Annotated in this window: 10 protein-coding genes; 9 read left to right on the forward strand and 1 reads right to left on the reverse strand. The window is 68.4% G+C overall.

Annotated features, from left to right (window positions below; genetic code table 11):
• Nucleotides 1-4: 4 nt before the first annotated feature.
• The 9 genes from ACSF9G_RS07405 (at nt 5) to ACSF9G_RS07445 (ending at nt 10,214) form a co-directional block, all read left to right on the forward strand.
• Nucleotides 5-460, forward strand: coding sequence for a cytochrome c-type biogenesis protein (locus ACSF9G_RS07405; RefSeq protein WP_436640055.1), 456 nt, complete (start codon nt 5-7; stop codon nt 458-460).
• Nucleotides 461-524: 64 nt separating this feature from the next.
• Nucleotides 525-1,745 carry a bifunctional alpha/beta hydrolase/OsmC family protein gene (locus tag ACSF9G_RS07410; protein WP_495542734.1) on the forward strand — a complete coding sequence of 407 codons (1,221 nt, stop codon included), beginning with the start codon at nt 525-527 and terminating at the stop codon, nt 1,743-1,745.
• 98 nt (nt 1,746-1,843) lie between these two features.
• A complete protein-coding gene (locus tag ACSF9G_RS07415; RefSeq protein ID WP_436640059.1) occupies nt 1,844-2,101 on the forward strand; it encodes a DUF1902 domain-containing protein in 258 nt (85 codons plus the stop codon).
• On the forward strand, nt 2,098-2,292 hold the full coding sequence (locus ACSF9G_RS07420) for a type II toxin-antitoxin system HicA family toxin (protein ID WP_436640061.1): 195 nt from the start codon (nt 2,098-2,100) through the stop codon (nt 2,290-2,292). The genes ACSF9G_RS07415 and ACSF9G_RS07420 overlap by 4 nt, the downstream gene beginning before the upstream one ends.
• Before the next feature lie 196 nt (nt 2,293-2,488).
• The gene (locus tag ACSF9G_RS07425; RefSeq protein WP_436640063.1) at nt 2,489-4,024 is read left to right on the forward strand and encodes a Do family serine endopeptidase; all 1,536 of its coding nucleotides are present in this window, start codon (nt 2,489-2,491) and stop codon (nt 4,022-4,024) included.
• 121 nt (nt 4,025-4,145) lie between these two features.
• The gene (locus tag ACSF9G_RS07430) at nt 4,146-4,826 is read left to right on the forward strand and encodes a response regulator transcription factor (protein ID WP_436640065.1); all 681 of its coding nucleotides are present in this window, start codon (nt 4,146-4,148) and stop codon (nt 4,824-4,826) included.
• Between the two features lie 49 nt (nt 4,827-4,875).
• Entirely contained in the window at nt 4,876-6,276 is a 1,401-nt protein-coding gene (locus ACSF9G_RS07435) for a sensor histidine kinase (RefSeq protein WP_436640067.1), read from the forward strand.
• A 149-nt stretch (nt 6,277-6,425) separates the two neighbouring features.
• A complete protein-coding gene (locus ACSF9G_RS07440; protein ID WP_436640069.1) occupies nt 6,426-9,386 on the forward strand; it encodes a bifunctional [glutamine synthetase] adenylyltransferase/[glutamine synthetase]-adenylyl-L-tyrosine phosphorylase in 2,961 nt (986 codons plus the stop codon).
• A gap of 57 nt (nt 9,387-9,443) precedes the next feature.
• A complete protein-coding gene (locus tag ACSF9G_RS07445; RefSeq protein ID WP_436640071.1) occupies nt 9,444-10,214 on the forward strand; it encodes a TIGR01458 family HAD-type hydrolase in 771 nt (256 codons plus the stop codon).
• Nucleotides 10,215-10,255: 41 nt separating this feature from the next.
• On the opposite strand, the gene ACSF9G_RS07450 is transcribed toward ACSF9G_RS07445, so the two are convergent.
• The gene (locus ACSF9G_RS07450) at nt 10,256-12,607 is read right to left on the reverse strand and encodes a PAS domain-containing sensor histidine kinase (RefSeq protein WP_436640073.1); all 2,352 of its coding nucleotides are present in this window, start codon (nt 12,605-12,607) and stop codon (nt 10,256-10,258) included.
• Nucleotides 12,608-12,739 lie beyond the last annotated feature (132 nt).

Genomic DNA, 12,739 nt, shown 5'->3' on the forward strand with positions numbered 1-12,739 from the left:
TCCCATGCGCCGCCTAGTCCTTGCCCTTGCCGTCTTCGCCGCGCTGGCGGGGTCCGCGGCGGCGGTCCAGCCCGACGAGATCCTCGACGATCCCAAGCTGGAGGCGCGCGCGCGCGACATATCGGCGGGGCTGCGCTGCCTCGTCTGCCAGAACCAGTCGATCGACGATTCCGATGCCCCGCTTGCGCGCGACTTGCGCATTCTGGTGCGCGAGCGGCTGCAGACCGGTGACAGCGATGGCCAGGTCGTCGACTACATCGTCGACCGGTACGGCGAGTTCGTGCTGCTGAACCCCCGCTTCGAGGCCAAGACGCTGATCCTGTGGGCGGCGCCGGTGGTGCTGCTCGTCCTCGGCGGGATCGGCGTGTTCGTCGCCGCCCGCCGCCGCCGCGCCGATCCGGCCAGTCTCACCGACGACGAGAAGCGGCGCATCGAGGCGCTGCTCGAGGCGCAGGACTGAGCCTCGTCACCTAATCGGTCCCCCCGACATACTGCCGCAACTCTGGAACAAGCAGGAGGCGACAATGGCGCCCGGACAACGCGTGACCTTTGAAGGAAGCCTTGGCGACGAGCTCGCGGCCCGGCTCGATCTGCCAGCCGGCGAGATCCATGCGTTCGCCATCGTCGCCCACTGCTTTTCCTGCTCCAAGGAGCAGCCGGCGACGGCCCGCATCTCGACCGAACTCGCCAGGCGCGGCATCGCCGTGCTGCGGTTCGATTTCACCGGCCTTGGCTCCTCGCAGGGCGAGTTCGCCAACACGGACTTCTCCTCCAACGTCCAGGACCTGGTGAAGGCGGCGGACTGGCTGCGCCGGACCTACGAGGCGCCCAAGATCCTGATCGGCCACAGTCTCGGCGGGGCCGCGGTGCTGATGGCCGCCGGCGAGATCCCCGAGGTCAAGGCGGTGGTCACGGTCGGCGCCCCGGCCTCCACCGAGCACGTCGTCAAGAACTTCGCCGCCGATATCGACCGCATCGAGGAGGACGGGCAGGCCTGCGTCACGCTCGGCGGGCGCCCGTTCACGATCCGCAAGCAGTTCCTCGACGACGTGCGCGGCCAGAAACTGCTCGACAAGGCCGGCGCCCTGCGCCGCGCGCTGCTGGTCCTGCATTCGCCGACCGACGAGGTGGTCGGCATAGACAACGCCCGCCAGATCTACGACGCGGCGAAGCACCCCAAGGGCTTTGTCGCGCTCGACGGCGCCGACCATCTGCTCACCCGGCGCGGCGACGCCGTGTTCGCCGCCGAGATCATCGCCGCCTGGGTCGCCCGCTATCTCGATATCGGACCGGCCGCCGAGGTCGTCTCGCACGAAAGCGGCGTGACCGTCATGGAATCCGGCGAAGGCCGGTTCCAGCAATTCGTCCACGCCGGCCCGCACCGCATGCTCGCCGACGAGCCGGTGATCGTCGGCGGCACCGACACCGGCCCCTCGCCCTATGATTTCGTGTCGATCGGGCTGGCGGCCTGCACCTCGATGACGCTGCGCATGTATGCCGACCGCAAGAAGATGCCGCTCGGCCGGGTCACGGTCAGTGTCACCCACGGCAAGGTGCACGCCGACGACTGCCAGGATTGCGCGGAGGGCTTCGTCGGCAAGATCGACCGGTTCGAGCGCCACATCACGGTGGAGGGCGACTACAGCGCGGAAGACCGCGCCAAGATCCTCGAGATCGCCGACAAGTGCCCGGTTCACCGCACGCTGGACGGCCGCAGCGCAATCGTGACGAAATTCGACGAGTGACACACTGCGCGCCCGGTCTGGTCTTCCGTGGGCGGGGCATGTGGCGTTGAGCGGGAATACCGCCTAAATTGCGGGGGAATGAACCGGAGACAGGGCCCATGGCGCGCGACATCATTGTGGTCAAAGCCGCGAGAGATCCCGACGCCGGGGTGTGGTTTGTCGAGTCGAGTGACGTGCCCGGTCTCAATCTCGAGGCGGAAACGCTCGAGGAACTGGTCGACAAGCTTCCGGGCGCGGTCGCGGACCTGCTTGAAATCGGCGGTTTCGAAGGCGGTCGGAGCGAGATCCCCATCGAGCTCCCCATCGAGCTCATTGCCCACGCGAGTACACGCGTTCGGCTGAGCGTGGCGGCGTGAACGATTACGGCAAGGCCGTCCGGGAACTGCTGGAAAAGGCCGGTTGCGTGTTTCATCGCCATGGCCGGGGCGATCACGATATCTGGAAGAGTCCCAAATCGGACCGGCCCTTCACCGTTCCCGTGACGATCAAGTCTCGCCATACGGCCAACAAGATCCTGAAAGACGCAGGGCTTCCCAAAGCTTTCTGATTCCGCGGCCTTTTCGGTGCTTTCCCGGCTCCCGGGATCGAAGTCGCGCCTAACCGGCCGTTATCCCGCGGGTCGGCCCAACCTTACCGATATTTAATCCGCCCGACAGGCGGCTGTAAGGCGACGCAGCCCATAGTCCTCGTGAAGGCGGGGGGATCGATAGACCCGCGCGAAGATTGTCACGAGGAGAGACACTATGCCCCAGTTCAATTCCGATAGGGCGCCCCGGCGGATCCGGTCGGCCCTGATGGCCGGAACGGCGGCGCTGGCGATCGTCGGCACCGCGGCCGGCACCGGGCTCCTGAACCCCGAGCACGCCGCCGCCGAAAACGTCAGCGCCAAGGTGCAGCCGATCCAGACCTACGATTTCGCCGACCTGGTCGAGGCCGTCAGCCCGGCCGTCGTCAGCGTCGAGGTGGAAGGCCGCGACGCCAAGGTGGCGATGACCGACGCGCCCGGCATGCCCGACTTCAAGGACCTGCCCGAAGACCATCCCTTCCGCCGGTTCTTCAAGGACTTCGAGGATCAGTTCGGCCGCGGCGGTCCGGGGAGCGGTCCCGACGCCAGGAAGGGCCCGCGCCAGGGTCCGAAGCGGATGGGGCAGGGCTCCGGCTTCATCATCTCCGACGACGGCTACGTGGTGACCAACAACCATGTCGCCGGCGAGGCCGAGAAGATCACGGTCACGACCAAGGACGGCACCGAGTATGAGGCCAAGCTGATCGGCACCGATCCGAAGACCGATCTGGCGCTGCTCAAGATCGAGGCCGACACGGATCTGCCCTATGTCGAGTTCGCGGACGCAGAAGCCCGCGTCGGCCAGTGGGTCGTCGCCGTCGGCAATCCGTTCGGCCTCGGCGGCACGGTGACCGCCGGTATCGTCTCGGCCAACGGCCGCGACATCGGCTCCGGCCCCTATGACGACTACATCCAGATCGACGCGCCGGTGAACCGCGGCAACTCGGGCGGTCCGACCTTCTCCGTCGACGGCAAGGTGATCGGCGTCAACACCGCCATCTTCTCGCCCTCCGGCGGCAATGTCGGCATCGCCTTCGCGATCCCCGCCGAGATCGCCGTCCCGGTGATCGATGAGCTGAAGGCGACCGGCGCCGTCAGCCGCGGCTGGCTCGGCGTTCAGATCCAGCCGGTCAGCCAGGACATCGCCGACAGCCTCGGCCTCGACAAGCCGGAGGGCGCGATCGTCGCCTCGATCCTCGACACCGGCCCGGCCGGCGACTCCGACATCCGCTCCGGCGACGTCATCCTGTCGGTCAACGGCAAGCCGGTCGAGGACGCCCGCGATCTCGCCCGCAAGATCGGTGATCTCGATCCCGAAGACACGGCGAAGCTGGTGATCTGGCGTGACGGCGACACCGTCGACCTGTCGGTCCAGCTCGGCGCCCAGCCGGTCGAGAAGCAGCGCGTCGCCTCGCTCGCGCCCGAACAGTCCTCCTCGGGCGAGGTCGAGAACGACAAGCTCGGACTGGTGTTCGCTCCCGCCGACGAAGGCGGCGTGCGGATCACCGAGGTCGACCCGGACGGCGAAGCCGCCCGCAAGGGCCTGCAGGCCGGCGATGTGATCGTCGAGGCCGGCGGCGCCGACATCAAGGATCCTGCCGACCTAACCAAGGCGGTCGAGAAGGCCGAAGAGACGGGCCGCAAGGCGGTTCTGCTCAGGGTCAAGTCCGGCGACAGCGAGCGTTTCGTAGCGCTGTCGTTGCGCAAGGCCTAGGTCGGGTCGAAGGAACGGGACGGTGCGGTCTCCTCTCGCCCCCGCCGCAATACCGTCCCGGACGGCAGGCCGGTCTGACCGGCCTGCCGTTTTCTCCACCCATGCGCTACAACTGGGCCCGATGAAGATTCTCGTGATTGAAGATGACCGCGAAGCCGCCCAGTACCTGGCCAAGGGACTCAGCGAATCCGGTCATACGGTCGACCTCGCCGGCGACGGCGAGGAAGGCTTCGGACTCGCCCGCGACGGCAGCTACGACGTGCTGGTGGTCGACCGCATGCTGCCCAAGCGCGACGGCCTTTCCGTCGTGATGGAGCTGCGCGAGACACAGAACTCCACGCCCGTGCTGATCCTCTCCGCCCTCGGCGAGGTGGACGACCGGGTCAAGGGCCTGCGCGCCGGCGGCGACGACTATCTCGCCAAGCCCTACGCCTTCTCCGAACTGGTCGCCCGCGTCGAGGCGCTCGGCCGCCGCCGTGGCTCCACCGAGGTCGAGACGGTGCTGAAGGTCGGCGACCTCGAGCTCGACCGCCTGGCCCACCGCGTCCAGCGCGGCGGCACCACCATTCCCGTCCAGCCGCGCGAATTCCGCCTGCTCGAATACCTGATGCGCCATGCCGGCCAGGTGGTGACGCGCACCATGCTGCTGGAGAACGTCTGGGACTATCATTTCGATCCGCAGACCAACGTCATCGACGTGCACATGTCGCGGCTGCGCTCCAAGATCGACAAGGGCTTCGCCGCCCCGCTGCTGCACACCGTGCGCGGCGCCGGCTACATGATCCGGGAAGGCGAGATTTGAGGACCGCGCTCTTGCGCGGGCCCGCCTCCGGGTGCTTCAAGGGCCTGCCATGTTCGAAGCCCTGAAGCTCCTCAGATCGACCGCCTTCCGGCTCTCGCTGATCTACCTGGCGGTGTTCGCCGTCTTCGCCGGGCTTCTGATCGCCTATCTGTCCTGGAACACCTGGGTCATCTTCTCCCGCCAGCTGATCGATACCATCGACGCCGAGGTCCAGGGCCTGGCCGAGCAGTATCGCATCGGCGGCGTCCTGCGCCTCATCCAGGTCATCGACCAGCGCACCGGCAACCCGTCCAGTTCGCTCTATCTGCTCGAGGATCCGGACGGCAACCGGCTCACCGGCAACGTCGCCGGCGTTCCCCTCAGGGTCTGGAACGAGGACGACGCGGTGCGGATCCGGTACGAGCGCTTCAACGAAGGAGCCGGATCGAACCACGAGGCAATCGTCCGCGTGTTCCATCTGCCCGGCGGCTTCCGCCTGCTCGTCGGCCGCGACATCGAGGAGCGCCGCCGCCTGCAGGACATCGTCTGGCGCTCGACGCTGCTCGGCCTGGTCCTGATGGTCGTGCTCGGCGTCGGCGGCGGCTACTACGTGTCTCGCCGTATCCTGGGGCGTATCGACGCGGTTTCGGAGACCAGCCGTACCATCATGGCCGGCGACCTGTCGCAACGCATGGCGCTGTCGGGCTCCGGCGACGAGTTCGACCGTCTCGCCGAAAGCCTCAACGCCATGCTCGCCCGCATTGAGCGGCTGATGCACGGCCTGAAGGAGGTCTCCGACAACATCGCCCACGACCTGAAGACGCCGCTGACGCGCCTGCGCAGCCGCGTCGAGGCGGCCCTGCGCGCCGAGCCGACGGAGGAGGGCTACCGCGAGGCGCTGGAAACGACGATCGAGGAATCCGACCGGCTGATCGCGGTGTTCAACGCCCTGTTGATGATCGCCCGCGCGGAGGCCGGCGCGGCCGGGGCCAGCTTCGCCACCGTCGATCTTGCCGAGGTCGCCCGCGACCTGGTGGACCTCTACGAGCCGGTTGCCGAGGAAGCGGGCCAGTCGCTCACCGTGGAGGCGTCGCACAAGGCGGAGATCAAGGGCAACCGCGAGCTGATCGGCCAGGCGATCGCCAATCTGGTCGACAACGCCCTGAAATACACCCCGGCGGAGGCGGGAGAGCGCGGCATATCCGTGTCCGTGCGCTGCCAGGACGATCGTGCGCAGATCGTCGTCGCCGATTCCGGCCCCGGTATTCCGGCGGAGTCGCACGACAAGGTCGTGGAGCGCTTTGTCCGGCTGGAGGAAAGCCGCTCGGCGCCCGGCGCGGGGCTCGGCCTGGCGCTGGTTGCCGCCGTCGCCCGGCTGCACGGCGGCGAACTCAGGCTGGAGGACAATGAGCCGGGCCTGCGCGCCATCCTCGACCTGCCCGCCGGCAGCGGCAATACGACCGGCGCCTGAGCGCAGGGACTGGAGGGCAGGGGGCCTGAACGCAGGGGCCGGAGGGCAGGGGCCCGAGCGCAGGGGCCCGAGCGCAGGGGCCGGAGCGCTTGCATCCCGCGCCGTTGCCCCGCATCGTGCCTGCGATCGGAAATGTCGGGCCGGGACGCATGGCGAAGACTGCAGAAAAGACCAGAAAAGCTGAGAAAACCCTCCTGTCGCGCCTGAGCGAGTCGCCGAATGTCGTCGACAAGACGGACGCCGCGGCCTTTCTCGACGACCTGCTGGCGGCCGCCAAGGCGGAGAAGTGCCGGAAGCTCGCCAAGATCGACAGGAAGGGCGCGCCGGCCGATTTCCTGAAAGGCGTGCTCGAAGGCTCGCCCTGGCTTCGCGGCCTCCTCGAGGCCGATCCGGCCATGGCCGAGCGGGTGCTGTTCGCCGACACCGACAGCTATCTCGCGGTTCTGGGCGCCGCCGCCCGCTCGGAGGTACGCGCCGCCGAGGATCGCGCGGCGGCGATGGTCGCCCTGCGGCGCTACAAGAACGAGGCGGCCGCGTTGGTGGCGCTGGCCGATCTCGGTGGCGTCTGGTCGGTCGACCGGGTCATCGCCGCGATGACCGAGATCGCCGACACCGCCGTCTCGTCCGCCGTCGACTGGCTGCTGGCCGCCGCCGCCGAGAAGGGCGATCTCGCGCTGGCCGATAAGGCCGAACCGTCGCGGGACTCCGGCTACATCTTGCTCGCCATGGGCAAGCACGGCGCCGCCGAGCTCAATTTTTCCTCCGACATCGACCTGATCGTCCTCTACGACCCGGCGCGCGCCCATGCCGCCGATCCGGAGGAGGTCGAGGCGCTGTTCGTGCGCATCACCCGCGATCTCGTCAAGCTGATGCAGGAATTCACCGCCGACGGCTACGTCTTCCGTACGGACCTGCGCCTGCGTCCCGATCCCGGCGCAACGCCGATCGCGATCTCGCTCGAGGCCGCGCTCGAATATTACGAGAGCATGGGGCAGAACTGGGAGCGCGCCGCGCTCATCAAGGCGCGGCCCTGCGCCGGCGATATCGCGGCGGGAGAGGCTTTCCTGCGCGAAATCTCGCCCTTCGTCTGGCGCAAGTACATGGATTTCGCCGCGCTCGCCGACGTCCATGCGATGAAGCGGCAGATACACGCCCACAAGGGCCACAGCGCCGTCGCCGTTCGCGGCCACAATCTCAAGCTCGGCCGCGGCGGCATCCGCGAGATCGAGTTCTTCGTCCAGACGCAGCAGCTGGTCATCGGCGGCCGCCATCCCGAACTCAGGACGCGGCGCACGCTCGATGCGCTCGACCTGCTCGCCGAGGGCGGCTGGATCAAGCCGAAGGTCCGCGACGACCTCGCCGACGCCTACCGGTTCCTGCGCCGGCTGGAGCACCGCCTTCAGATCGTCGCCGACGAGCAGACCCAGACCATGCCGGCCGACGCGGACGATCTTGAGCGGTTCGCCCGATTCGCCGCCTTCAAGGGTGAGGCGGAGATGGCGAACGCGCTGACCGCCGAACTGCGGACGGTGCAGCGTCACTATGCCAACCTGTTCGAGGATGCCCCGACGCTTTCCACCGATACCGGCAACCTGGTCTTCACCGGCGACGAGGACGATCCCGAGACGCTGGAAACCCTGTTGCGGATGGGCTTCACCAACCCGAAGGAGGTCACGGCCGCCGTTCGCGCCTGGCATTTCGGCCGGATCGCCGCGTCGCGCAGCGCCCGCGCCCGCGAGCGGCTGACGGAGATCACGCCGGCGCTGCTGGAGGCGCTCGGCACCACGGCCAACCCTGATTCCGCCTTGCTCGCCTTCGACCAGTTCGTCTCCCGCCTCCCCGCGGGCATGCAGCTTTTCTCCCTGCTCTGGTCCAATCCCCACCTGCTGCATCTGCTCGCCGAGATCCTCGGCACCGCGCCGCGCCTCGCCGATCTCCTGAGCCGCCGCCCGCGCGTCTTCGCCGCCGTGCTGGAGCCCGATTTCTTCGACGCCCTGCCGAGCCGCGAGATGCTGGAGACGCGCCTGGAGGCGACGCTTGCCGAGGCCGCCAGCTACGAGGATGCTCTCGACCGCGCCCGCATCTTCGGCCAGGAGCAGTCCTTCCTGATCGGCGTGCGGGTGTTGTCGGGGACGGTTTCGGCGGCCGATGCCGGCGGCGCCTTCGCCCGTCTGGCGGAGCTTCTGGTGGACCGGCTGCATCACTTGGCGGCCGAGGAGCTGGCGCGGACCAACGGCCGCATCAAGAAGGGGGCCGTCGCCGTCGTCGCCATGGGCAAGCTCGGCGGCGCGGAGATGACCGCCACGTCCGATCTCGACCTGATCCTGCTCTACGACTACCGCGGCGAGGAGCCGACGTCGGACGGCCGCCGCCCGCTGCCCGCCTCGCAGTATTACATTCGCCTGACCCAGCGCCTCGTCGCCGCCCTGTCGGCGCCCACCGGCGAGGGCACGCTCTACGAGGTCGACATGCGGCTGCGGCCCTCGGGCCGATCGGGTCCGCTGGCCGTCCACATCGACGGCTTCGCGTCCTACCAGACCGACGAGGCCTGGACCTGGGAGCACATGGCGCTGACGCGCGCCCGCGTGATCTCGGGGCCGGACAAGCTCGCCCGCCGCATCGGCGACGTCGTCGGCAAGGTGCTGACGGCCAAGCGCGGGATGAAGGACCTGCGCGCCGACATCGTCGACATGCGCGACCGCATCCAGAAGGAAAAGGGGTCCGACGACGCCTGGGAGATCAAGACGGTGCGCGGCGGCCTGATCGACGTCGAGTTCATCGCCCAGTTCCTGCAGCTCGCCTACGGCCACAAGCACCCCGAGATCCTGTCGCAGAACACCGCCGCGGCGCTCGCCGCCGCGCGCCAGGCCGGGGTGCTCAAGAAGGGCGATGCGGCGGTGCTGGAGCCGGCCTGCCAGCTCTATCACGCGGTGACGCAGATCCTGCGACTGTGCCTGACCGGTCCATTCGACCCGGCACAGACCCCGCGCGGACTGTCGCGGCTTTTGTGCAACGCCGCCGACGTTCCCGACCTGTCGCGTCTGGAGGCGGATCTACGCGACACGCAGGCGAAGGTGAAGGCGGTGTTCGACAAGCTGCTGGCCGTCTGACGATCGGTCTATCGGCCGGCGGGTTGACCGGTGCTTCGGAACAGGGAGGCCGATCCGATGATCCGTGGCGTGCTTCTCGATCTGGCGGGCGTCGTCTATGTCGGCGGCGCGGCGTTGCCGGGCACGATTAAGGCGGTGGAGCGGCTGCGGCGCGCGGGATTGCCGCTCGGCTTCATCACCAACACCACCCGCTCGCCGAAGCGCGAGATCATCGCGCGGCTGAAGGCGATGGGGCTGAGCGTCGCCGATAGCGAGCTGACCACGCCGGCACAGGCCGCGCGCGCCTGGCTCCACGCCATGCGCCGCGCGCCGCACCTGCTGATCCATCCGGCGCTGGCCGAGGACTTCCAGGGCCTCGACGACTATCCCGACACGGCGGTCGTCGTCGGCGATGCCGGCGCGGGCTTCACCTACGAGGCGATGAACGGCGCGTTCCGCGCCCTCGTGGATGGCGCGGGTTTCCTGGCGCTGGCCCGCAACCGGACCTTCCGCGACGCCGACGGCGCGCTGAGCCTCGATGCCGGCGGGTTCGTCGCCGCGCTCGAATACGCCAGCGACCGGCAGGCGGTGGTGGTGGGCAAGCCGGCGCCGGACTTCTATGCCGCGGCCGTCGCCGGCCTGGGCGTCGACGCGGCGCAGGCGGTGATGGTCGGCGACGATGTCGAGGCCGACGTCTCCGGCGCGCTTTCGGCCGGCCTGGGCGCGGCGATCCTGGTGCGGACGGGAAAATACCGGCACGGGGCGGAGGAGGGCGCCAAACCGGCCCCGACGGCCGTTGTGGCCGATCTGGCCGAAGCGGTGGACTGGATTCTCCGCAATCGCGGATAGGACCGACGGACGACGCCGCTCGCTATTGCACTGTCACGACTTCAGGCCGACGCCGCGCGCGCCTGCGGCCCGCCGTTGTCGGGCGTTCCCTGGATGACCGGCTTCTGCGGCAGCCGCACCGTGACGATCGTGCCCTTGCCGGGCGTCGAGCGGATGCGCAGCGCGCCGCCGTGCAGCTCCACCAGCGAACGTGAGATGGCGAGGCCGAGGCCGGAGCCCTTGTGGGTGCGGGTGAACTGGTTCTCCACCTGTTCGAAGGGCCGTCCCAGCCGGCGCACCGCGTGGCGCTCGATGCCGATGCCGGTATCCTCGATCGAGATGGTGATGCCGCCCGAAACCGAGCGCGCTCGGACCTTGATCGAGCCGCTCTCGTTGTTGAACTTCACCGCGTTCGACAAAAGGTTCAGCATCACCTGCTTCAGGGCGCGCCGGTCGCCGCTCACGCTCAGGTCGTCGCCGATGACGACCGAGGTGGAAATGTTCATCTCCTCGGCGCGCAGCGACATGATGCGCACGCACTCGCCGGCGATTTCACCGAGATCCAGATCCTCGGCCTCGAGCTGGTAGCGGCCGGCCTCGATTTTCGACATGTCGAGGATGTCGTTGATGACGTCGAGCAGGAACTCGCCGCTCATGCGGATGTCACGGCAATATTCGTTGTACTTGTCGGAGCCGAGCGGACCGAACGTGCCGGTCTCCATGATCTCGGAAAAGCCGATGATGGCGTTGAGCGGCGTGCGCAGCTCGTGGCTCATGTTGGCCAGGAACTCCGATTTGGTCTTGTTGGCGAGCTCGGCGCGGGTCTTTTCCTGGGCGTAGCGCTCGGCCAGATCGACCAGCTGCTGCGCCTGCACTTCCAGCGTCTGGCGGGAACGGCGCAGGTCGGCGACCATCGCCGTCAGGGCCCGTTCGCTTTCCAGAAGGCGCTCTTCCTGCCGCTTCAGCGGGGTGATGTCGGTGCCGACGCTGACGAATCCGCCATCCTTGGTGCGCCGCTCGGAAATCTGCAGCCAGCGGCCGTCCTCGATCTGCGCCTCGTAGAGCCGGCCGGCGTCGCCGACCGGTCCGCCGACCTTCTCGTCCACCTGCACGATCGGCTGGCGGCTCTGCTCCATCACCGCGTCGTAATGGGTCCCCGTCTTCACCACCGCGTCGGGGAGCCGGTGCAGTTCCTGGTACTTGCGATTGCACAGGACCATCTTGTTGTCGGCGTCCCAGAGGACGAAGGCTTCCGAGGTCGCCTCGATGGCGTCGCGCAGGCGCATGTCGGCGGTGGCGCTGCGCTCGGCGAGACGCTGCTGTTCGGTGATATCGACGGCGATGCCGACGAGATGGCGGTCGCCGTTCGCGTGGTCGGGCACGATCTCGGCGCGTGCGCGCAGCCAGATCCACGATCCGTCGGCATGGCGCATCCGGAAGGTGCGGTCGACGTGGCCGGTATCCTGCGCGGCGAGCGCGTTCGCCAGGTCGTAGAAGTCCTCCTCGTCGGGGTGCAGCATCTGCGACACGTCCCCGATCGACAGCATCGCGTCCTTGTCGTCGCGTCCGAGCATCTCCAGCATCGACGCCGACCAGAAGATGCGTCCGCGCGCCAGGTCCCAGTCCCACAGGCCGCAGCGGCCGCGGCGCAGCGCGGTGTCGAGGCGCGCGCGGCTGGTGTCGTAGGCCGTCTCGACCCGATTGAGGTTGGCTCCCTGCCAGCGGAAGGCGAGGCCGATCAGCAGCAGGGCAAGGTCGGCGATGATGAGGATCGTGGTCGGCAGGGCCGCCGCCGCGCGCCAGCGCTCGACGACGGTGCTCTTGGGCTCGATCACGGCGACGTCGCCGAGCGGCGCCTCGAGATGGCGAACCGTGACCAGGGCCGGGTTGTCGCCGGGCAGGGTGGCGTCGAACACGCCGGCGCGCGCGCCGAAGGTGGCCAGCGGCAGGGCCGGGCCGAGCACGTCGACGAGCCCGGCGTTCCGCAGGCCGTTCGATTCGGGAAGGCCGGCGATGATCCGGCCCGCCGTGCCCGTCACCAGGACGATCTGGCCGAGCGTGCGGTTAAGGCCGGCATCGGTGAGTGCGACCTGGGCGAAGGCCTCGCCGCCGAGCGTGCCCTCGGCGCGGTAGGCCGCGTCGATCCGCGCCGCGATGATGTCGGCCGTCATGGTGAGCTCGTGGCGCACCGCGATCTCGGCATCGTCGCGTGCCTGCATGTTGATCGTGACCACAGCGGCCGCGATCAGCAGAACCAGTATGATGAGGAGTGGAGTGACAATGCGCCGGAACAGCGGCTCGGCCTTAACCAGGCCGGCATAGGTCGGAACGGCAATGTCCCGAGCAATTCCCTGAAACGCAGATACACTTCCCCCTATGCGCCCCAGGCGCCGAACGGACTCCGCCCGCTGCATTTTTGACCCCCTTCGGAATGCTTCGACAAGGCCTCTCGCCGAAGCGCCGCATCTCTTCCGAATCGTCTTATTCGAATCAAATGCAAGGTGATTTGTCTAGAGTCTGCACGCTTCTAGGCGCGCTTTTTGGCT

Source organism: Microbaculum mangrovi (assembly GCF_051390635.1).
Classification (GTDB): domain Bacteria; phylum Pseudomonadota; class Alphaproteobacteria; order Rhizobiales; family Tepidamorphaceae; genus Microbaculum.